General features: G+C 55.3%; 18 protein-coding genes, 1 pseudogene and 1 other annotated feature. Of the genes and pseudogenes, 9 read left to right on the forward strand and 10 right to left on the reverse strand.

Features of this window, described 5'->3' with window-relative positions; genetic code table 11:
• Nucleotides 1-36 precede the first annotated feature (36 nt).
• The 6 genes from htpG to ACOT0L_RS13155 all read right to left on the reverse strand — a co-directional run bounded on the left by htpG (nt 37) and on the right by ACOT0L_RS13155 (nt 6,110).
• Nucleotides 37-1,911, reverse strand: a complete 1,875-nt coding sequence (gene htpG / locus ACOT0L_RS13130) for a molecular chaperone HtpG (protein WP_015571245.1) — start codon at nt 1,909-1,911, stop codon at nt 37-39.
• A gap of 110 nt (nt 1,912-2,021) precedes the next feature.
• Entirely contained in the window at nt 2,022-2,627 is a 606-nt protein-coding gene (gene recR, locus ACOT0L_RS13135; protein ID WP_006809843.1) for a recombination mediator RecR, read from the reverse strand.
• The gene (locus ACOT0L_RS13140; protein WP_003858972.1) at nt 2,627-2,959 is read right to left on the reverse strand and encodes a YbaB/EbfC family nucleoid-associated protein; all 333 of its coding nucleotides are present in this window, start codon (nt 2,957-2,959) and stop codon (nt 2,627-2,629) included. The genes recR and ACOT0L_RS13140 overlap by 1 nt, the downstream gene beginning before the upstream one ends.
• Before the next feature lie 53 nt (nt 2,960-3,012).
• Entirely contained in the window at nt 3,013-4,941 is a 1,929-nt protein-coding gene (dnaX, locus tag ACOT0L_RS13145; RefSeq protein WP_023299467.1) for a DNA polymerase III subunit gamma/tau, read from the reverse strand.
• Nucleotides 3,619-3,683 (reverse strand) — a sequence feature (DnaX frameshifting element). (Overlaps the previous gene by 65 nt.)
• A gap of 88 nt (nt 4,942-5,029) precedes the next feature.
• Nucleotides 5,030-5,581, reverse strand: coding sequence for an adenine phosphoribosyltransferase (gene apt / locus ACOT0L_RS13150; RefSeq protein ID WP_000127359.1), 552 nt, complete (start codon nt 5,579-5,581; stop codon nt 5,030-5,032).
• A 151-nt stretch (nt 5,582-5,732) separates the two neighbouring features.
• Nucleotides 5,733-6,110 (reverse strand): DUF454 family protein, encoded by a 378-nt coding sequence (locus ACOT0L_RS13155; protein ID WP_001189855.1) that lies wholly within the window; start codon nt 6,108-6,110, stop codon nt 5,733-5,735.
• Nucleotides 6,111-6,160: 50 nt separating this feature from the next.
• Between ACOT0L_RS13155 and priC the strand changes: the two genes are divergently transcribed.
• Complete coding sequence (priC, locus tag ACOT0L_RS13160) at nt 6,161-6,688, forward strand: primosomal replication protein N'' (RefSeq protein WP_126503069.1); 528 nt, start codon at nt 6,161-6,163, stop codon at nt 6,686-6,688.
• Nucleotides 6,689-6,700: 12 nt separating this feature from the next.
• Nucleotides 6,701-6,895, forward strand: a complete 195-nt coding sequence (gene rsmS, locus ACOT0L_RS13165) for a pleiotropic regulatory protein RsmS (RefSeq protein ID WP_022647275.1) — start codon at nt 6,701-6,703, stop codon at nt 6,893-6,895.
• A 33-nt stretch (nt 6,896-6,928) separates the two neighbouring features.
• On the opposite strand, the gene mscK is transcribed toward rsmS, so the two are convergent.
• Both mscK and acrR read right to left on the reverse strand, forming a co-directional pair.
• The gene (gene mscK / locus ACOT0L_RS13170; protein ID WP_023305598.1) at nt 6,929-10,306 is read right to left on the reverse strand and encodes a mechanosensitive channel MscK; all 3,378 of its coding nucleotides are present in this window, start codon (nt 10,304-10,306) and stop codon (nt 6,929-6,931) included.
• A gap of 113 nt (nt 10,307-10,419) precedes the next feature.
• Nucleotides 10,420-11,073 (reverse strand): multidrug efflux transporter transcriptional repressor AcrR, encoded by a 654-nt coding sequence (gene acrR / locus ACOT0L_RS13175; protein WP_126503071.1) that lies wholly within the window; start codon nt 11,071-11,073, stop codon nt 10,420-10,422.
• A gap of 141 nt (nt 11,074-11,214) precedes the next feature.
• Here acrR and acrA point away from each other — a divergent pair, with 141 nt between their 5' ends.
• The 6 genes and pseudogenes from acrA to ACOT0L_RS13205 all read left to right on the forward strand — a co-directional run bounded on the left by acrA (nt 11,215) and on the right by ACOT0L_RS13205 (nt 18,051).
• The gene (gene acrA / locus ACOT0L_RS13180) at nt 11,215-12,408 is read left to right on the forward strand and encodes a multidrug efflux RND transporter periplasmic adaptor subunit AcrA (RefSeq protein ID WP_022647272.1); all 1,194 of its coding nucleotides are present in this window, start codon (nt 11,215-11,217) and stop codon (nt 12,406-12,408) included.
• A 22-nt stretch (nt 12,409-12,430) separates the two neighbouring features.
• Nucleotides 12,431-15,577, forward strand: coding sequence for a multidrug efflux RND transporter permease subunit AcrB (gene acrB, locus ACOT0L_RS13185; RefSeq protein WP_023299464.1), 3,147 nt, complete (start codon nt 12,431-12,433; stop codon nt 15,575-15,577).
• A 509-nt stretch (nt 15,578-16,086) separates the two neighbouring features.
• Nucleotides 16,087-16,461 (forward strand): Hha toxicity modulator TomB, encoded by a 375-nt coding sequence (gene tomB / locus ACOT0L_RS13190; protein ID WP_006809850.1) that lies wholly within the window; start codon nt 16,087-16,089, stop codon nt 16,459-16,461.
• A 28-nt stretch (nt 16,462-16,489) separates the two neighbouring features.
• Nucleotides 16,490-16,708, forward strand: a complete 219-nt coding sequence (locus ACOT0L_RS13195; protein ID WP_015571250.1) for an HHA domain-containing protein — start codon at nt 16,490-16,492, stop codon at nt 16,706-16,708.
• 207 nt (nt 16,709-16,915) lie between these two features.
• Nucleotides 16,916-17,467 (forward strand): annotated as a pseudogene (gene maa, locus ACOT0L_RS13200) (maltose O-acetyltransferase).
• A gap of 116 nt (nt 17,468-17,583) precedes the next feature.
• Nucleotides 17,584-18,051, forward strand: a complete 468-nt coding sequence (locus ACOT0L_RS13205) for a YlaC family protein (protein WP_022647269.1) — start codon at nt 17,584-17,586, stop codon at nt 18,049-18,051.
• On the opposite strand, the gene ACOT0L_RS13210 is transcribed toward ACOT0L_RS13205, so the two are convergent.
• A complete protein-coding gene (locus ACOT0L_RS13210; protein WP_023299463.1) occupies nt 18,023-19,483 on the reverse strand; it encodes a PLP-dependent aminotransferase family protein in 1,461 nt (486 codons plus the stop codon). The genes ACOT0L_RS13205 and ACOT0L_RS13210 overlap by 29 nt on opposite strands.
• Nucleotides 19,484-19,585: 102 nt before the next feature.
• On the opposite strand from ACOT0L_RS13210, the gene ACOT0L_RS13215 reads away from it, so the two are divergent.
• Nucleotides 19,586-20,296 (forward strand): GNAT family N-acetyltransferase, encoded by a 711-nt coding sequence (locus ACOT0L_RS13215; protein ID WP_038415530.1) that lies wholly within the window; start codon nt 19,586-19,588, stop codon nt 20,294-20,296.
• On the opposite strand, the gene ykgO is transcribed toward ACOT0L_RS13215, so the two are convergent.
• Nucleotides 20,293-20,433 carry a type B 50S ribosomal protein L36 gene (gene ykgO, locus ACOT0L_RS13220; protein WP_003859006.1) on the reverse strand — a complete coding sequence of 47 codons (141 nt, stop codon included), beginning with the start codon at nt 20,431-20,433 and terminating at the stop codon, nt 20,293-20,295. The genes ACOT0L_RS13215 and ykgO overlap by 4 nt on opposite strands.
• Nucleotides 20,434-20,435 lie beyond the last annotated feature (2 nt).

Consider the following 20,435-nt stretch of genomic DNA (forward strand, 5'->3'; position numbering starts at 1 on the left):
TTGGGGAGAGGGCCAGGGTGAGGGGTAGGTTTTGTATTACGCCAGCAGCAGCGCATTCACACGTTTAATGAACAGGTTAGGATCTTCCAGGGTGCCGCGCTCGGCCAGCAGGGACTGATCCAGCAGCAGTTCAACCCACTCCGCAAAGCGGGCGTCGTCCTGGGTATCCGCCGCGCGTTTCACCAGCGGATGATCCGGATTAAGCTCAAAGATATATTTCACTTCCGGCACGGCCTGGCCCGCCGCAGCGAACAGTTTCGCCATCTGGGTGCTCATTTCGTCCGCATCGGTGGTGACAATGGCTGGCGTATCGGTCAGACGGTGCGTGAAGCGCACCTCTTTCACGCGATCGCCCAGCAGGGTTTTCACGCGCTCAACGAACGGCTCCAGCGCCTTCTCGGCTTCCTTCGCGCTGTCGTCCACTTCATCCGCCAGCTTATCGATAGACTCGTCGGCTTTAGCAACGGACTGGAAGGATTTACCGTCGAACTCGGTCAGGTAGTTCATCATCCACTCGTCGATGCGGTCAGACAGCAGCAGCACTTCGATGCCTTTCTTACGCAGCAGCTCCAGATGCGGGCTGCTCTTCGCTGCCGCATAGCTGTCGGCGGTGATGTAGTAGATCTTCTCCTGCCCTTCTTTCATTCGGGAGACGTACTCTTCCAGCGATACGGTCTGGGCGGAGGAGTCGTTGTGCGTAGAGGCGAAGCGCAGCAGTTTAGCGATAGCTTCCACGTTCGCGGTGTCTTCCGCCGGGCCTTCTTTCAGCACCAGGCCGAACTGTTTCCAGAAGGTCTGGTATTTTTCCGCATCGTCTTTCGCCAGTTTTTCCAGCATCTGCAACGCTCGCTTGGTCAGGGCGTTACGCAGGTTACGGGTGACGGTGCTGTCCTGGAGAATTTCACGGGAGACGTTCAGCGGCAGATCGTTGGAATCTATCAGGCCACGCACAAAGCGCAGGTAGTTCGGCATGAACTGCTCGGCGTCGTCCATGATGAAGACGCGCTGCACGTACAGCTTCAGGCCGTGCTTGTGATCGCGGTTCCACATGTCCCACGGCGCCTGCGCCGGAATGTACAGCAGGCTGGTGTACTCCTGCTTCCCTTCCACACGGTTGTGGCTCCAGGTCAGCGGGTCGGTAAAGTCGTGGGCGATGTGCTTGTAAAACTCGTTGTACTCGTCGTCTTTAATTTCAGCTTTGTTGCGCGTCCACAGCGCCTGCGCCTTGTTGATTTTCTCCCAGGAAACCACGGTTTCGCCGTCTTTCTCTTCCTGTTTTTCAATCTCAACCGGCAGCGCGATGTGGTCAGAATATTTGCTGATGATGGAGCGTACGCGCCAGTCGTTCAGGAAATCGTCTTCGCCTTCGCGCAGGTGCAGAGTGATTTCGGTGCCGCGATCCGCTTTGGTGATATCATCAACGGTGTATTCGCCTTCCCCTTTGGATTCCCACAGCACGCCGTTTTCGGCGCTGTCGCCCGCGGCGCGGGTGCGCACGGTGACTTTATCCGCCACGATGAATGCCGAGTAGAAGCCTACGCCGAACTGACCGATCAGCTGGCTGTCTTTCGCCTGGTCAGAGCCCATGGACTCGAGGAACGCTTTGGTGCCGGATTTAGCGATGGTGCCAAGGTGGTCGATCACCTCGTCGCGGTTCATCCCGATGCCATTATCGGCAATCGTCAGGGTGCGGTTCTCTTTATTAAAAGAGACGCGCACGCGCAGTTCGCCATCGCCTTCGTACAGATCCGGGTTGGACAGCGCGCGGAAGCGCAACTTGTCCGCCGCATCGGAGGCGTTGGAAATCAGCTCACGCAGGAAGATTTCTTTGTTGGAATACAGGGAATGGATCATCAGGTGCAGAAGCTGTTTTACTTCTGACTGGAAACCACGGGTTTCTTGTCCTTTCATCTAAGTCGACCTCAACAATGCCATTTAATGGGGTTGTAAAACGTTGAGTGAGAGATGGGGATAAGGGGGGGAATTTTCAAGCGGAGGCCGCGCACGCAGCCTCCGTTTGGTCAGAAAATAATCTTGTGTCGTCCGGCCAGCGAGTGCGACAGCGTGGTGCCGTCGACCATCTCCAGCTCACCGCCGACCGGCACGCCGTGGGCGATGCGGCTGGCGTCAACGCCGTACTGCGCGCACAGCTCGGCGATGTAGTTGGCGGTTGCCTCCCCTTCCACCGTCGGGTTGGTGGCGAGGATCACCTCTTTGATCGTCTCGGACTCAAGACGCTGTTCAAGACGATCGAGACCGATATCATCCGGGCCGATGCCGTCCAGCGGGGAGAGATGCCCCATCAGCACGAAATAGCGGCCGGAAAACTGCCCGGTTTGTTCGATGGCGTAGATGTCCGCCGGACTCTCCACCACGCAAATCTGACCGTTTTCCTGACGACGCGGGTTCGTGCAGATGTTACAGACGTCCTGCTCGGTAAAGGTCCGGCAATCCGCACAGTGACCAATTTCTGACATGGCGCGGGTCAGAGCCTGCGCCAGGCGCATCCCGCCGCTGCGGTCGCGCTGCAATAGCGTAAACGCCATACGCTGCGCCGACTTCGGGCCAACGCCCGGCAGGCAGCGCAGTGCTTCCATTAACTGCGTGAGCAGCGGACTGGTTTGCATCAGAATGGCATCTTAAAGCCCGGCGGCAGTTGCATACCGCTGGAAACAGAGGCCATTTTCTCTTTCTGGGTTTCGTCGATACGGCGAGCGGCATCGTTAAACGCGGCTGCAACCAGATCTTCCAGCATCTCTTTGTCGTCTTCGAGCAGGCTCGGGTCGATTTCAACGCGACGGCAGTTGTGCGCACCGTTGATGGTCACCTTGACCAGACCGGCACCGGATTCACCCGTGACTTCCAGCTGAGCGATCTCTTCCTGCATCTTCTGCATTTTTTCCTGCATCTGCTGAGCCTGCTTCATCAGGCCACCCAGACCGCCTTTTCCACCAAACATAGGCTTCTCTCTTCTTTCACGTTAAGGATTACAACCGTAAGTCAGACTCACGATCAAAGGGGGCGAATACTCTCTTCATCCAGATCGGCGTCGAAGAACCGGCGCAGGGTCTGGATGTTGTTATCCGCGATAATCGACTCGCGCGCCTGCGCGAGCTTCTCTTCATAAATCGCCTGTCGCCACTCGAGCGGCGTTTTCACCGCCGGATTATCATCTTCAATGATAGTCAATTCAACCGGCACACCCTGTAAGGCGGTAAGCGCCTCGGCCAGCGCCTTTTGCGCGCCTGGGGAGTTGAGGTGCCGCTGGCCAGGGCGCAGGTGCAGACGCACCTGATTGCCTTCCTGCTCTTTCCAGGCATTCAGCGCGACCTGCTCCACCAGCTTCGGCAGCTGAAGTTTGCTGACCTCAGCGGCCCAGGCGTCGCGCTCGATGGACTCTTCCGCGAGCTTCGCGGACAGCTCCGGCGTTTTTTCATGCTCAAGCGCCTTTTTCAGCGCTTTTGGCGTGGCGACCACTTCCTTGACCGTTTCAACAACGGTAGTCGCCTTCCAGCGGTATGCCTCTTCTTTCGCCGGGGCTTTTTGCTCGAGCGCGGACGGTGCCGGACGCGACTGCACGCGCTCCGTTACCGAGGCCAGTCGTTCAAGCGCGGCGTTGTTCACCGGCCGCGCTCTTGCAGGCGCTGCCGGTTCACTCTTTTTTGGTTTGGTTGCTCCCTGCGCACGTTGCAACTGGCTTCGCGCGGCAAGCACCGAACTGGTGGCATCCGACAGCGGCACGTTCTGCGGCGGCGGCGATGCCGGTTGCGGTGGCACCTGCTGCGGTGACATTACCGCGGTCGGCGCAACCGGCGCAAAGGACTGCCGGGGCGTTTCCGGCTCCGGCAATGGCTTGCGCGGATGGAAGGCCAGCGCGCGCAGCAGCGTCATTTCAACGCCCATCCGGCGATCCGGTGCAAACGGCAGCTCTTTGCGGCCAATCAGCAGCGTCTGATAATAAAGCTGAACATCAGCCGGCGGCACGGTGCGCGCAAGTTCACGCATCCGCTGTTCAATGGTCGCCATGTCCGCGCCAATGGCCGACGGAGATAATTGCAGCATCGCCACGCGATGCAGCAGGCTGAGCATCTCGACCAGCAGCGCTTCCCATTCAATACCACGGGCGGCGGCATCGTTGACGAGGGTCATTACCCGCTCACCGTTGGCGGCAATCATCGCTTCGATAAGCGACAGCGCCTGATCGTCATCCAGCGTGCCGAGCATGGTGCTGACCGCGTCAGTGGAAAGCTTACCGTCACCGCTGGCAATTGCCTGGTCAGTCAGGCTCAGCGCATCACGCAGGCTGCCGTCCGCCGCGCGGGCCAGCAGCTGCAGGGCGCGCGGCTCGTGAACGATCTTCTCTTCATCAAGAATGTGTTCAAGCTGTGCGCGGATCTGCTCAACGTCCAGCGCCTTCAGATGGAATTGCAGGCAGCGCGACAGGATCGTGACCGGCAGCTTTTGCGGATCGGTGGTCGCCAGCAGGAATTTGACATGCGCAGGCGGCTCTTCCAGCGTTTTCAGCAGGGCGTTGAAGCTGTGGCGCGACAGCATGTGCACTTCATCGATCAGATAGACCTTGAAGCGGCCGCGCGCCGGGGCGTACTGCACGTTGTCGAGCAGATCGCGGGTGTCTTCCACCTTGGTGCGCGAGGCGGCGTCGATCTCGATCAGATCGACAAAACGCCCCTGCTCGATCTCCCGGCAGTTGTCACATACGCCGCACGGGGTGGCGGTGATCCCGGTTTCGCAGTTCAGACCTTTTGCCAGCAGACGGGCAATAGAGGTTTTACCGACGCCGCGGGTGCCGGAGAAAAGATAGGCGTGATGGATGCGACCTAGCGACAAGCCGTTCGCCAGGGCCGTCAGCACATGTTCCTGACCGACAACGTCAGCAAAGGTTTGTGGTCGCCATTTACGGGCTAACACCTGATAACTCATGGGCAGGCTCTGCAACGCTGGAAGGTGAATTAATGGAGGGGAATGCTATCACAACCTCACCCATTGAGCGAGGTTGTGAGATACGGGATTAATGTCCCGGGAAAGGCACCAGGCTGTAGCTGGTAATACCCTGTTTTTCCAGGCGCTGCTCGCCGCCGAGATCGAACAGGTTGATGATGAAGGCCGCGTCGGTCACTTCCCCGCCCAGACGACGGATCAGCTTCACGGTCGCTTCGATGGTGCCGCCGGTTGCCAGCAGATCGTCCACCACCAGCACTTTGTCGCCTGGCTTGATGGCATCAACGTGAATTTCCAGCTGATCGGTGCCGTATTCCAGCTCATAGCTCTCAGCAATGGTTTCACGCGGCAGTTTGCGCGGCTTACGCACCGGCACAAAACCCACGCCCATCGCCAGCGCAACCGGTGCGCCGAACAGGAAGCCACGGGCTTCGGTACCTACTACTTTGGTGATCCCGGCGTTTTTATAACGCTCAACCAGCAGTTCAATGCTGAGGGCGTACGCTTTCGGGTCTTCCAGCAAGCTGGTGACATCACGGAAAAGAATGCCAGGCTTTGGATAATCCTGGATACTTTTGATGCTATTTTTCAGATATTCAAGCTGCTGTGCAGTTGCGGTCATCGGTTTGTGCCTAAATGAAACAGTGTTACTCACGGCGCGCGACGAGTCGGTCAAAGTAACAGTTGTTTAACCTTTGACCAGGCGCACCTGTGCTCGAAAACGGTCGAATTTACTGGCTGTGCGCCATAATTGCAACCGCCATGATGAGGCTTCAGTGCTTTTGTTGCTTTTCATCAACCACGGGGATCCGCCACATGAAGATCAGCAGGCAGGCCAGGATCGCCAGCAGCAGAATGCGCACCCACATCATTTTCACCAGCCATAACGAGACGGCGAAGGTGATCAGGATGAAGGCAATGGCGCGCGGCTTGGCCCCGGGCGGCATGGCCCGGTGTTTTTGCCAGTGCCGCAGGTAGCCACCAAACCACGAACGGTACAGTAGCCAGTGGTGAAAACGCGGCGACGAGCGGGCGAAGCACCAGGCGGCCAACAGGATGAACGGGGTGGTCGGCAGCAAGGGCAATACGATGCCCAGCGTACCCAGCACTACCGCGAGCCAGCCAATGATGATTAAAATAGTACGCTGCATAATGCGAATCGTTATCAAACTGAACGGCTACTTTACCACTGGAGAGCGCATTGAAAACAGCACTGCTTCTTGAGAGGCTGCAAAATCAGCTGATCGCGCTGCGGGCGCAGGCCACACCGCTGATGGGACATGCTACGCTGAAACCGCGCTTTGACCGGCAGCTCTTCCGCACCCGCAGTACCGTCATTCAGGATTACCTTGCTGAGATGCAGACCAAACTCGACGATCTTCGCCACGCGGTTGAGAGTGAACAGCAGGAACAGGTGGTGTGGCTTGCGGAGCATCTTACCGAGCAGATCACCGCCCTGCACCGCGAAATCGCCGCCTGGCCGCTACGGGCGTGGGACAGCGCCTCGCCTGGGCTCGGAAAATGGCAGCGCAAGCGGCTGGAGAACCAGGAGTTTGAGCGGCGTCTGTTTGAGATGAAGTGTGAGCGCGAAGCCCGCCTGACCACCAGCGAAACGCTGCAACAGCAGCAGTTAGTAATGCGTGAAATCAGCGCGCTGGAAGGCCGCATCGTCCGCTGCCGTCAGGCGCTGGATGAGATTGAACGCGTCATTGAACGCCTGACCCGTTAACAGGAGCCACTAATGTCACTGGAAAATGCCCCCGACGAGGTCAAGCTGGCCGTCGATTTAATTATGCTGCTGGAGAATCACGAGATCCCGGCGGAGACGGTGCTGAAAGCGCTGGAGATTGTGCGGCGGGATTTTGAGGGAAAGGTGAAGGCCGGTTGCCCTCACCCTCACCCTAGCCCTCTCCCTGGAGGGAGAGGGGACCGTTAGGTGCGGTTTGAAAGATCTGCACTGATTCGCTTTTTACCCTCTCCCCTCTGGGGAGAGGGCAGGGTGAGGGGCGGAGTTTTCGTCCCCCTTAATCTCACGCTTCACTTCCGTATGTTCGTCACCTTTCTCGTTACGCAGGTGAACTTCAAGCTGGTTGAAGGCGATATTAATGTTGTTTTCACGGCACAGACGGTCAATGGTGCGGTTCAGCTCATCGACGGTGTAGCTGCGATCGCGTAGTTCGCGTACGTACAGGCGCAGCTCATGATCCAGCGTGCTTGGCCCGAAGGTGGTGAAGAACACGTCAGGCGCAGGATCGTGCATCACTTTAGGATGTGATTTCGCGGCTTCCAGCAGGACCTCTTTCACTTTATCCAGATCTGAACCATAGGCCACCCCGAGTCGGACCACCACGCGCGTCGTAGTATCCGAAAGCGACCAGTTGATCAGTCGCTCGGTCACGAAGGCTTTGTTCGGGATGATCACCTCTTTACGATCGAAGTCAGTGATGGTGGTCGCACGAATACGGATCTTGCTGACGGTCCCGGAGAAGGTGCCGATGGTGACGGTATCGCCGATACGCACCGGACGTTCGAACAGGATTATCAGGCCAGAAACAAAGTTACCGAAGATCTCCTGCAAGCCGAAGCCCAGACCTACCGACAGCGCCGCCGCCAGCCACTGGAGTTTATCCCACGAGACGCCCAGCGAGCCGAATACCGTCATCGCCCCGACAATAATAATGACGTAGTTCAGGATGGTGGTAATGGCATACGACGCCCCCTGACGCAGGTTCAGCCTTGAGAGCACCAGCACTTCCAGCAGACCAGGCAGGTTGCGGATCAACGCCCAGGCCACCACCGACGACACCAGCGCAAAGAGCAGGCTGCCCATGGTGACGCTTTTCATTACCGCAGCGCCCGCTTCGGTACCGTTGTATTGCCAGAGGGTGATACTGTCGAGGTAGGCGAAGACGGTAATTAAATCAGACCAGATGGCCCAGAACATCACCGCAAACAGCGCAATCATCACCAGCATGGTAATACGCATCGTTTGCTGGTTTACCTGCTCCAGGGCAATGGTCGGCTCTTCCTGCGGCTCAGCCCCTTCAGCCCCCTCTTTAACCTGATGCTGTCGACGGGCAACAGCGCGACGATACGCAATGCGGCGCGCCGCCACGCTCAAACCGCGCAGCACGGTCTGGAACAGCAGGTTCCACAGGATCACCAGATACACGGTTTCAATCCAGCGGCCTGACAGACGAAGCGTGGTATAGAAGTAACCCGTTGCCGTCAGCACCATCAGCGCCAGCGGAATGATCGCCAGCACCGTTACGGTAACCAGACGAAGATTGTGGGACTCTTTATCACGCCAGCTGTCGCGGCACATCGGCCACATCAGGACGGCTATCAGCAGCAGGTTCAGCATAATTACCAGCTGTCCCAGCACGTCATCCATCAGATGCAGCGGCGAAAGCTCGGCCACAACGGACCAGAAGTGCAGCGGCAACAGCGCGAGGCTGATACGTACAATCTGGCGACGCCAGTGGCTGGTGAGTTTCTCCGGCATGTTGAAGTGTCGGACCGCGACGCCATCTTTTTCCAGCACTTTCCAGCACAGGCCAAACACCAGCCAGAACAGCGCCAGCTTTTTGCTGAACGCCCACAGCAGGTCGCTGATATTGAGCTGCATGGTCAACAGGATCAGGCCGACGGCGAGGATCAGCAGGCAGACCGGCAGAGCACGGATCAGATCGATCAGGATCGCTTTCGGGGTGTGCAGCTGGCTGTCGTTACGCAGTTGCCCCACTTCCGAGGCCAGCTTCGCCTGGTACTGCTTCAGCCATTTCAAACGCCAGCGTATTACTCCGGCGATAAGCAGCAAAGGCAGACCCGCAAGGAAGGCAATCATCACCGCAGGCCAGGCTTTCTCCCAGTTCACGGTAATTTTCATGCTTTTGATCTGGGATTTCAGCGTTTCAGGGAAAGATTTAAACCAGTCCCAGTCCATGGGTTTGTTGCTGTTCACCCAGAAAATCTGCTGGGTCAGGATCTCCTGGAGGCTTTTAGACACGCTCACCAGCTGCTGCTGGTTGATTTGCAGGTTAATCGCCATCATCAGCTGGTTGCCCAGCTGCTTATTAAGCTGATCGAGCAGCTCGCGGCGCATATCCACAACCTGCAACAGCGCGTCGTGAACTTCACCGTTTACTTCACTTGAATGGCCTTCTTCCACTTTGGCAACAAACGTATCGCTCTGGAACAGGGCATCGCGCTGCTGGTTAACGTCAAACTGTTCAAGACGCAAATCCGCAATGCGGTTGGTCATGTCTTCCAACTCGTCGGCGGACGGCAGCGTCTGCTGCTGCTGGTAAAGAATGCGCGACAGCAGCAGGCTTCCCTTCAGGACGGCAATCTGCTCTTTGACATTGCGCTCAGCCTGCAAAGCGCGATCCAGCCAGTTTTTGACTTTAATATTCTGCTGCACCAGCGCGCTGCCGCTTTCAGTCGCCTGAATCAGGCGCTCGCTCAGCTGATGGTTAATTTCCAGCTCCTGCTTCACCAGCGGATTGGCCTGGATACGCGCCGTTTCGTCTGGCGAGACCGCTTCCTGCGCCGTTTTTTCGGTCAGCGTCAGGCGCTTGCTGTTCACCGCCTCCTGCAACAGCTGAAGCTGATGCTCGAGCCGGTTGATATTCGCGTTCACGTAGTCACGCTGTTTTTGCAGCGCATCCTGCAACACCGTGTTGCCTTCCAGACTCTTACGCTGCTGTTCAATCTCCGCGTTCAGCAGCGTCTGCTGGATGTTCAGCAGCGTTTGCTGGGTCGGTCGAAGCGCCCCTTCCCCCACGGTAATGCCATTCAGACGGTTACGTATCTGCTGTAGCTGTTGCGATGCAGAATACATGGCGTTCTGCACGCGCTCAGGCTGGGTTTGCAGCGAAACCAGCTGGCTGTTATAGGTCGAGAGATCGGACTGCGCCGTTTGCAGATCGTCCAGCAGCTGCGCCACGCGCGACTCGAGCTGGCGCAACGAAAGCGTGGCAAGCGTTTTTCGGGTTTCATCGTCGTTATCAACGTCGCTAAGCGCGTTCAGGGCCTCCGTTGCTTTACGCATGTTCTCCGGCGCCTGAGCGACCTTCTGCCGCAGCTGGGCCGTTTCGGCTTTGATGCGATCGATCTTATCCAGCGTATCCAGGGTTTCCGTCAGGTCCTGCTGAACGAGCTTTTCCTGGGCGGAGAGATCTTTTTGTTTATTCAGGGTGTCGAGTTGCGACTGAACCTCGGCACGCGTCGGGACGTCACTGCCGTTGTCTGCACGGGCCCAGGAATGCGGTGCGGCTGCAAAGAAAAACAGCAGGATCAAAAAAACGGCCAGAACAGAATGTGTCGAGCGATAGGTGTGCAGCATAGTCGTGAATGTGATCTGAGAAATGACCGAAAATAGTCGGGCGTGAAGAATATCACGCCCGGCTAAAGCAGAATAGCGGGAAGGTAATCCTCTAAGACATTTCCTGGAAAGATTCAGGCAGTAAGCGGCGCTCCCTCGCTGTGGAGGGTCGGGCAAAGCTGGCACATCTCCAGGAAAATCGCGACGTAGCTGCGCGCCTCTGATTTCAGATCGAACGATTGCGGGGCGAAAAGCCAGTTTTCCATCAGGCCGGAAATATAGCTGCGCATCAGGATCGCCGCCCGGCGCGTTAACAGCGTAGCGGGAAGCATGTCGGCCTGCATACATTCCTTAAGAACTTGCTCGATGCGATCGTAGCTTTCCAGACACAGGTCGCGCTGCGCCTGCTGAACCACCGCCATTTCGCCAACAAACTCACATTTATGGAAGATGATTTCCATCATCAGACGTCGGCGTTCTTCCACAACAGTCGCTTCAAGGATATATACTAATATTTCTCTTAATACTGAGAGTGGATCGTGAGGGAATTTTGCCCGATACTCACTCTCAAGATCGCTGATGCTGGACTCTGAAAGCTCCCAGATTTCACCAAACAGATCTGACTTGTCTTTAAAATGCCAGTAAATCGCTCCCCGCGTGACGCCCGCGGCCTGAGCAATCTGCGCCAGCGAGGTTGCCGAAACACCCTGCTGTGAGAACAAACGCATTGCCACATCCAGAATGTGTTGTCGGGTTTCCAGCGCTTGTTGTTTGGTTTTTCGTGCCATACGTTGATGAATTTACAGGAGTCAGATTTACATACATTTATGAATGTATGTACCATAGCATGACGATAATATAAACGCAGCAATGGGTTTTTAGACTCAGGACCCTTGATCAATTTGAAATCGGACACTCGAGGTTTACATATGAACAAAAACAGAGGGTTAACGCCTCTGGCGGTCGTTCTGATGCTCTCAGGCAGCTTAGCGCTTACAGGATGTGACGACAAAGAGGCTCAACAAGGAGCTCAGCAGGTGCCAGAAGTTGGCGTCGTGACGCTCAAATCCGAACCTCTCCAGATGACAACAGAACTACCGGGCCGCACCAGCGCCTATCGCATTGCAGAAGTACGTCCGCAGGTGAGCGGTATCATCCTGAAACGTAACTTCACCGAAGGCGGTGATGTGAAAGCAGGTGAGTCTCTTTATCAGATTGATCCAGCAACCTATCAGGCGTCTTATGAGAGCGCTAAAGGCGATCTGGCGAAAGCAGAAGCGGCAGCCAAAATTTCGCAACTGACGTTGAATCGTTACAAGAAACTGCTCGGCACGCAGTACATCAGCCAACAGGATTACGATTCTGCCCTGGCCGATGCACAGCAAGCCAATGCAGCCGTTGTGGCGGCGAAAGCGGCGGTAGAAACCGCGCGTATTAACCTCGCCTACACCAAAGTGACCTCCCCTATCAGCGGTCGCATTGGTAAATCAGCCGTCACCGAAGGTGCGCTGGTGCAGAACGGTCAAACCAACGCGCTGGCCACCGTGCAGCAGCTTGACCCGATCTACGTTGACGTTACACAGTCCAGCAACGATTTCCTGCGTCTCAAACAGGAGCTTGCCAGCGGACAACTGAAACAGGAAAACGGTAAAGCCAAAGTTGAACTGGTTACCAACGACGGTATCAAGTTCTCACAGACAGGCACACTGGAATTTTCTGATGTGACCGTCGATCAGACCACCGGCTCTATCACCATCCGGGCTATTTTCCCGAATCCGGATAAAACCCTGCTGCCGGGTATGTTCGTACGCGCCCGTCTTGAAGAAGGGACTAACCCAAGCGCCATTCTGGTTCCGCAGCAAGGTGTGACCCGTACGCCACGCGGCGATGCGAGCGCGCTGGTTGTGGGTGCCGATAACAAAGTCGAAACACGCAATATCACTGCAACGCAGGCGATTGGCGACAAGTGGCTGGTAACGGAAGGTCTGAAAGATGGCGATCGCGTGATTATTACTGGTTTGCAAAAAGTTCGTCCTGGCGCGCAGGTCAAAGCTCAGGAAGTGAAATCTGACGACAAACAACAAGCATCGGCCGCTGGCCAGTCAGAACAAACCAAGTCTTAACTTAAACAGGAGCCGTTAAGACATGCCTAATTTCTTTATCGATCGCCCCATATTTGCGTGGGTGATCGCCATTATCATCATGCTGGCCGGGGGACTTGCGATCCTGAAGCTGCCTGTTGCGCAATATCCAACGATTGCGCCGCCGGCAGTGACGATCTCCGCAACCTACCCGGGCGCTGATGCCAAAACGGTGCAGGACACCGTTACGCAGGTTATCGAACAGAACATGAACGGTATCGATAACCTGATGTACATGTCCTCAAACAGTGACTCAACCGGTACAGTTCAGATTACCCTGACCTTTGAATCCGGTACGGATGCGGACATTGCGCAGGTTCAGGTGCAGAACAAACTGCAGCTGGCGATGCCCCTGCTGCCGCAGGAAGTGCAACAACAGGGTGTGAGCGTCGAGAAATCGTCCAGTAGCTTCCTGATGGTTGTCGGCGTGATTAACACCGATGGCACCATGACGCAGGAAGATATTTCCGACTACGTGGGCGCCAACATGAAGGACGCCATCAGCCGTACGTCTGGTGTGGGTGACGTTCAGCTGTTCGGTTCACAGTACGCGATGCGTATCTGGATGGATCCGAATAAGCTGAACAACTTCCAGCTGACCCCGGTTGACGTGATCAGCGCAATTAAAGCGCAAAACGCCCAGGTTGCAGCCGGTCAGTTAGGCGGCACGCCGCCGGTGAAAGGTCAGCAGCTTAATGCGTCTATCATCGCGCAAACGCGTCTGACCTCGGCGGATGAGTTCAGTAAAATTCTGCTGAAGGTGAATCAGGACGGTTCGCAGGTTCGCCTGCGTGACGTGGCGAAAGTGGAGCTGGGTGGCGAGAACTACGACGTTATTGCGAAGTTCAACGGTAAACCGGCTTCCGGTTTAGGTATCAAACTGGCGACTGGGGCGAACGCCCTGGACACCGCGACGGCTATCCGTGCAGAACTGAAGAAGATGGAACCTTTCTTCCCGTCAGGTCTGAAAATTGTTTACCCGTATGACACCACGCCGTTCGTTAAAATTTCGATTCACGAAGTGGTAAAAACCCTGGTTGAGGCGATCATCCTCGTCTTCCTGGTAATGTACCTGTTCCTGCAAAACTTCCGCGCAACGCTGATCCCAACCATCGCCGTGCCGGTTGTACTGCTCGGCACCTTCGCGGTTCTGGCGATATTTGGCTATTCGATAAACACCCTGACGATGTTCGGGATGGTGCTCGCCATCGGCCTGCTGGTGGATGACGCCATCGTAGTGGTCGAAAACGTTGAGCGTGTGATGGCGGAAGAAGGCCTGCCGCCGAAGGAAGCAACCCGTAAATCAATGGGCCAGATCCAGGGCGCGCTGGTCGGTATCGCGATGGTTCTGTCTGCGGTATTTATCCCGATGGCCTTCTTCGGGGGTTCAACCGGTGCGATTTACCGTCAGTTCTCTATTACCATCGTTTCCGCGATGGCGCTGTCGGTGCTGGTAGCCCTGATCCTGACGCCAGCCCTGTGTGCGACCATGCTGAAGCCGATTAAGAAAGGTGGCCACGGCGAGCACAAAGGGTTCTTCGGCTGGTTTAACCGCATGTTTGATAAGAGTACGCATCACTACACCGACAGCGTGGGGAACATCCTGCGCAGCACCGGTCGTTATCTGCTGCTCTATATCATCATCGTGGTGGGCATGGCTTTCCTGTTTGTTCGTCTGCCAAGCTCGTTCCTGCCAGATGAAGACCAGGGCGTGTTCCTGAGCATGGCTCAGCTTCCGGCGGGTGCGACGCAAGAACGTACGCAAAAAGTGCTGGATGAGATGACCGACTACTTCCTGACCAAAGAGAAAGACAACGTCGAATCCGTGTTTGCGGTTAACGGCTTTGGCTTCGCGGGTCGTGGTCAGAACACCGGTATTGCCTTCGTTTCTCTGAAAGACTGGTCCGAACGCCCGGGTGATGAGAACAAAGTTGAAGCCATTACCAACCGGGCCATGGGTACCTTCTCACAGATTAAAGATGCGATGGTCTTCGCCTTTAACCTGCCAGCGATTGTTGAACTGGGTACGGCGACCGGCTTCGACTTCCAGCTGATTGACCAGGGCGGTCTGGGCCACGAAAAACTGACTCAGGCGCGTAACCAGCTATTTGGCGAGGTGGCTAAACACCCTGACCTGCTGGTGGGCGTGCGTCCTAACGGTCTGGAAGATACGCCGCAGTACAAGATCGATATCGACCAGGAAAAAGCACAGGCGCTGGGTGTGTCCATCAGTGACATCAATACCACGCTGGGTGCAGCCTGGGGTGGCAGCTACGTCAACGACTTCATCGACCGTGGTCGCGTGAAGAAAGTGTACGTCATGTCCGAAGCGCAATACCGTATGCTGCCGAACGATATCAACAACTGGTACGTTCGCGGCAGCGATGGCCAGATGGTGCCGTTCTCCGCCTTCTCAACTTCGCGCTGGGAATACGGTTCGCCGCGTCTGGAGCGTTATAACGGCTTGCCATCGATGGAGATCCTCGGTCAGGCGGCGCCGGGCCGAAGCACCGGTGAAGCCATGAACCTGATGGAAGAGTTGGCCAGCAAACTGCCTGCGGGTATTGGCTACGACTGGACCGGTATGTCCTATCAGGAACGTCTGTCCGGTAACCAGGCCCCTGCCCTGTACGCCATTTCACTGATTGTGGTGTTCCTGTGTCTGGCGGCATTGTATGAGAGCTGGTCGATTCCGTTCTCCGTTATGCTCGTGGTTCCGCTGGGGGTTATCGGTGCGCTGCTTGCCGCAACCTTCCGTGGGCTGACTAACGACGTTTACTTCCAGGTGGGCCTGCTGACAACCATTGGCTTGTCGGCGAAGAACGCGATACTTATCGTCGAATTCGCCAAAGATCTGATGGAGAAAGAAGGTAAAGGCCTGATTGAAGCAACGCTTGAAGCCGTTCGTATGCGTCTGCGTCCAATCCTGATGACGTCCCTGGCGTTTATCCTCGGCGTTATGCCGCTGGTTATCAGCTCAGGCGCAGGCTCCGGCGCACAGAACGCGGTAGGTACCGGTGTAATGGGTGGTATGGTCACTGCGACCGTTCTCGCCATCTTCTTTGTACCGGTGTTCTTCGTGGTGGTACGTCGCCGCTTTAGCCGCAAAAATGAAGATGTGGAGCACAATCATTCGGTAGAACATCACTGATACCGGTTTCACATGATAAAAAGGCCGCATTTGCGGCCTTTTTCATTTTCAGAAAAATTCATAAAATAGTCTTATTGTCGTTTTATTTATTTTCACCCGTCCTGATAAGACTTATCATAATAATCCGATAAGCTAATCGTAGAATTCAGCATTCTTTTAATATCAATACATCGCCTAAAATATTCGGACAAATCCTAAATCATCGTAAATGCCGAAGACATCTGAATCCGGACTTCAAATGAAACATTGCGCTAACTCAATGAATCTTAAGGAACGGATTAAAAAAAGGGTTTCTCTCGATAAAAGTGTTCGCGTCTGAGGTCACATTTGCGTAAGCGCTCGCAAGGAAACGTTTTAATTGTAATTTTTCGTAATAGCGCGGTGAAATCCTGATCAGAGTGGCTTATAGTTAGTGTTATCAGGAACACAGCTCCCGTGTGGCTAAGCAAGTTGTATCCATCCCGACATGATGTTCGGTGAGTAAAAAATCACTCAGAAGGGGATGCGCTATGGACGAGTACTCGCCAAAAAGGCATGATATCGCGCAGTTGAAATTTCTCTGCGAATCCTTGTACCATGACTGCCTTGCCAATCTTGAAGAAAGTAACCATGGCTGGGTGAACGATCCAACGTCTGCTATCAATTTACAGCTTAATGAGCTGATCGAGCATATCGCAACCTTCGCACTTAATTATAAAATTAAGTACAATGAAGATAATAAGTTGATAGAGCAAATTGATGAATACCTGGACGACACCTTTATGTTGTTCAGCAGCTACGGCATTAACGCACAGGATTTGCAGAAATGGCGTAAATCAGGAAACCGTCTATTTCGCTGCTTCACGAATGTCAGCAGAGCTAATCCGGTTAGTCTTTCCTGTTAAAATTATTACAAATACTAAGGTGAATTTTATGTCTGATAAACCATTAACTAAAGTCGATTATTTGATGCGCCTGCGACGCTGTCAGTCAATTGACACGCTCGAACGTGTTATTGAGAAAAATAAATACGAGCTGTCTGATAATGAACTGGCGGTATTTTATTCAGCTGCCGACCATCGTCTTGCTGAACTGACCATGAATAAACTCTATGACAAGATCCCCTCTTCGGTATGGAAATTTGTTCGTTAGTCGTTGAAGAGAGACTTAAAGGCACTACGCCCGTTGTTAAGCTGAATTTACCTTTCGTATTACGCTTCAAGTGCAAACGCCAGGTCCCCGTATAAAACGTATTTATACGCAAGAATGTTGTGACTCCTGTCACAGTCACTTTTAGGGAACGTTCCCTTTCTGGCTAATCCTCTTTACGCTACGTAAAACGATTCCAGAGAGGTTCCCATGAGTGAAGAAAAACAGAAGATGATTGCCGGTGAATATTATCGCCCCGGCGATGACACGCTGAGGGCTGACCGTTTACGCGCTCGTCATATTGTTCACCGCTATAACCATACCGCACCCGATGAGAAGGCCGAACGTCGCGCCTTATTAGCTGACCTGCTGGGTCAAAGCGAAGGCGCTTATATTGAGCCGAGCTTCCGCTGCGACTACGGCTATAACATCTATCTGGGCAACAATTTTTACGCCAACTTCGACTGCGTCATGCTGGACGTCTGCCCTATCCGCATTGGCGATAACTGTATGCTCGCACCGGGGGTGCACATTTATACAGCCACGCATCCTCTGGACGCGACCGAACGTAACAGCGGGCTGTAGTACGGTAAATCGGTCACCATAGGCCATAACGTCTGGATCGGCGGACGCGCGGTGATTAATCCGGGCGTGACCATTGGCGATAATGCGGTTATCGCTTCCGGCGCGGTAGTGACCAAAGACGTGCCGGCCAATGCGGTAGTGGGCGGGAATCCGGCGAAAATCATTAAAATGATCTAAGCGCATCCTGAGTAACTGTTATGCTTTTTCCTGGCATAACTGTTACTTTCATCGCATAAACCCCTCTCATAAAATAGGCAGATCACCTGTATTTTTAACAATCATAAAGGCAAAAAATGACAGAGATACAGCGCCTGCTTACCGCCACCATCGACGAGCTCAATACCCGCGAAAAGCGCGACAATCGTCCGCGCTTTAGCATCAGCTTTATTCGCAAACATCCCGGATTGTTCGTCGCCATGTACGCCGCCTGGCTGGCAACGCTTATCGTCATGCTGAAGTCTGAAACGCTGGTCGATTCCGTCTGGCTGCTGGTTGTGCTGTTCGTGGTGTTTAACGCGTTTTTCTTTTTCGACGTCAATCCGCGTTACCGGTATGAAGATATCGACGTACTCGATTTCCGCGTCTGCTACAACGGGGAGTGGTACAACACGCGTTACGTGCCGAAGGAGCTGATCGACAGCATCCTGCACTCGCCGGCTGTCGAAGCCGGGCAAAAAGAGAAGTTGCAGAAAATGGTCATCACCAAGGGCCAGCTCTCTTTTTATGATGTCTTTACCCTTTCCCGCCCCGCTGCTGTGTAATGAGCGCCTGAAGACGTCGAATACCCGGCGCAAACTGCGAAGCAGAGGTATTGCCGTAACCTAAAACCAGACCGGTTTGCCCCTGCGTCGTCTCAAGGTAGTACCCGCTCAGTGCAGCGGGTGCCAGCTGAAACGCTCTTGCCTGCTCCACCAGCCGCTGGTCGTCGATACCGTCAATCGCCAGCGCCAGGTGCATCCCTCCTTCTCCGGCAAGAACACGGTGCGGCGTATGAAGCTCTGCGCTTAGCACCTCCCGCAGCTGGCGGTATCGCTTACGATAAAGTCGGCGCATGGCGGCAAGATGTCGCGCATAGTGGCCTTCCTCAATAAATAGCGCCAGGGTGCGCTGTTCAGCGCGATGCCCGCCGCGCAGCAGCGAGCCGATGGCCGGACGCGCCGCCTTCGCCAGCGCTGGCGGTAATACCATGAACCCCATTCTGAGCGACGGAAACAGCGTTTTACTGAACGTCCCCAGATACACAACGGGCGCATTGTTGACCATTCCCAGCATCGCCGGTACGGGCTCACCGGCATAACGGAATTCGCTGTCGTAATCGTCCTCAATGATCCACGCGCTGTGCTGCCGGGCCAGTTCCAGCAGCGCCAGACGCCGCCGCGCGCTGAGCACGCTTCCGTAAGGGAACTGATGCGATGGCGAGGTAAAAATCAGCGTGGGTGAAGGCGCGCACAACCCTTCCCAGCACATCCCCTCGTCATCAACCGGTATGCCGCTCATCGCCAGGCCGGTTTTGACGAAAGCGCTTTTAGCGCCGCTATAGCCGGGATTTTCAACCCAGGCGACATCCCCCGGCTCGCTTAACAGCATCGTGCACAGATTGACGCCCTCCAGTGCCCCTTCGGTTATCACAATCTGGCTGGCATCGCAGTCAATGCCGCGGGAGAGCGCAAGATGGCGGGCAATGGCGGCCCGTAGCGTCGGCTCGCCGGCCGGGTCACCATACCCTAACAGGGCGCTCCCCTCCTCGCGCAGGACGCGATCGTATAACCGCCGCCACAGCGGCAAGGGGAAATAGTTGATGGCAGGCGTTCCTGGCGTAAATGCCATCACCGGAGTGTCGCGCGGCACAGGCGCGGGCAGCAGGGCAACACGTTTTGTCAGCCTGACGTCCGGGTCCGGTAATGTCCGGGCAATCGTACGATGAGCGAATTGCCCCACCCGCGTACCCTGGCGGCTACGCAGCAAATAACCTTCGAGCGTGAGCTGGTCCAGCGCCGCATTAACGGTGTTTCGGGACACCGAGATCTGCTGCGCCAGCGTTCGCGAGCCGGGCAAATGACTGCCGGACCGAAGCCTTCCGCACAGTATGGCCTCCCGCAAAGCAAGGTAGAGCGCGCGCTGGAGCGTTTCTTCCCCACGTTTTTTCAGCGCAGCATGGAGCAGGGTGTATAGCTCATCACCCGGTATATTCATCTTTACCTCCTCGTGGTACCAGCAAAACATAGCCTGGTGGTTCTTTTTAAGGAACCAGTAATTCACTAATCTGGAGATCTTTTCAACATCGTGGAAATAAAGATGAGTATATTCAATGAGTTTGGACAACCTGTAGGGGAAAGCCTTACCGACTGGCAGCCTCGCCCGCACCCGTCCCGGGTGGTACTTCAGGGTCGCTATTGTCGGCTTGAGCCGCTGCGCGTGGAGCATGCCCACGCGTTGTTCTCTGCGTATTCCCTGGCCGGAGATACCCGAAGCTGGACGTGGCTGCTGCGTGAACCCGATGCCACCGCAGAGGAGTTTGCCGAATGGGTGGCGAGCGTGAGCAAATTATCCGATCCCATCCACTTTAGCGTTATCGATAACCAGACCCAATCTCCTGTCGGGACGCTGTCCCTTATGCGGATCGATCCTAAAAACGGCGTTGTAGAAGTGGGACATGTTCACTTCTCGTCACTGTTAAGCCGCACGCCCATGTCGACAGAAGCGCAGTATCTGCTGATGCGGTACGTGTTCGATACCCTGGGCTACCGACGTTATGAATGGAAGTGCAACAGCCTGAACGAACCCTCCCGCAAAGCGGCCCTGCGTCTTGGGTTTCAGTTTGAAGGGCGTTTTCGCCAGGCGCTGGTCATTAAAGGCCGAAACCGGGACACCGACTGGTTTTCAGTTCTCGACAAAGAGTGGTCAGCGCTGGCGAGCGCGTTTGAAAGCTGGCTTGCCACCGACAATTTTACCGTCGATGGCAAACAGAAAAGATCCCTGGAAAGCTGGCGAGAAACGCGCCTCTAGCGTCTTTTTTTACGCCCCTGCACCGCCTTAAAGCGCGGGTTAGATTTGCAAATCACGTATAAGCGTCCCTTGCGTTTGACTATCTGGCAATCCGGGTGACGCTGTTTTGCACTGCGCAATGAGTTAAGCACCTGCATGA

The organism is Enterobacter cloacae complex sp. XAL002, assembly GCF_049236805.1.
Classification (GTDB): Bacteria; Pseudomonadota; Gammaproteobacteria; order Enterobacterales; family Enterobacteriaceae; genus Enterobacter; species Enterobacter intestinihominis.

What these genes read in the sequence shown, in the direction of transcription:
- htpG (WP_015571245.1), bottom strand. Translation starts at nt 1,911, where the DNA reads ATGAAAGGACAAGAAACCCGTGGTTTCCAGTCAGAAGTAAAACAGCTT.
- recR (WP_006809843.1), bottom strand. Translation starts at nt 2,627, where the DNA reads ATGCAAACCAGTCCGCTGCTCACGCAGTTAATGGAAGCACTGCGCTGC.
- ACOT0L_RS13140 (WP_003858972.1), bottom strand. Translation starts at nt 2,959, where the DNA reads ATGTTTGGTGGAAAAGGCGGTCTGGGTGGCCTGATGAAGCAGGCTCAG.
- dnaX (WP_023299467.1), bottom strand. Translation starts at nt 4,941, where the DNA reads ATGAGTTATCAGGTGTTAGCCCGTAAATGGCGACCACAAACCTTTGCT.
- apt (WP_000127359.1), bottom strand. Translation starts at nt 5,581, where the DNA reads ATGACCGCAACTGCACAGCAGCTTGAATATCTGAAAAATAGCATCAAA.
- ACOT0L_RS13155 (WP_001189855.1), bottom strand. Translation starts at nt 6,110, where the DNA reads ATGCAGCGTACTATTTTAATCATCATTGGCTGGCTCGCGGTAGTGCTG.
- rsmS (WP_022647275.1), top strand. Translation starts at nt 6,701, where the DNA reads ATGTCACTGGAAAATGCCCCCGACGAGGTCAAGCTGGCCGTCGATTTA.
- mscK (WP_023305598.1), bottom strand. Translation starts at nt 10,306, where the DNA reads ATGCTGCACACCTATCGCTCGACACATTCTGTTCTGGCCGTTTTTTTG.
- acrR (WP_126503071.1), bottom strand. Translation starts at nt 11,073, where the DNA reads ATGGCACGAAAAACCAAACAACAAGCGCTGGAAACCCGACAACACATT.
- acrA (WP_022647272.1), top strand. Translation starts at nt 11,215, where the DNA reads ATGAACAAAAACAGAGGGTTAACGCCTCTGGCGGTCGTTCTGATGCTC.
- acrB (WP_023299464.1), top strand. Translation starts at nt 12,431, where the DNA reads ATGCCTAATTTCTTTATCGATCGCCCCATATTTGCGTGGGTGATCGCC.
- tomB (WP_006809850.1), top strand. Translation starts at nt 16,087, where the DNA reads ATGGACGAGTACTCGCCAAAAAGGCATGATATCGCGCAGTTGAAATTT.
- ACOT0L_RS13195 (WP_015571250.1), top strand. Translation starts at nt 16,490, where the DNA reads ATGTCTGATAAACCATTAACTAAAGTCGATTATTTGATGCGCCTGCGA.
- ACOT0L_RS13205 (WP_022647269.1), top strand. Translation starts at nt 17,584, where the DNA reads ATGACAGAGATACAGCGCCTGCTTACCGCCACCATCGACGAGCTCAAT.
- ACOT0L_RS13210 (WP_023299463.1), bottom strand. Translation starts at nt 19,483, where the DNA reads ATGAATATACCGGGTGATGAGCTATACACCCTGCTCCATGCTGCGCTG.
- ACOT0L_RS13215 (WP_038415530.1), top strand. Translation starts at nt 19,586, where the DNA reads ATGAGTATATTCAATGAGTTTGGACAACCTGTAGGGGAAAGCCTTACC.
- ykgO (WP_003859006.1), bottom strand. Translation starts at nt 20,433, where the DNA reads ATGCAGGTGCTTAACTCATTGCGCAGTGCAAAACAGCGTCACCCGGAT.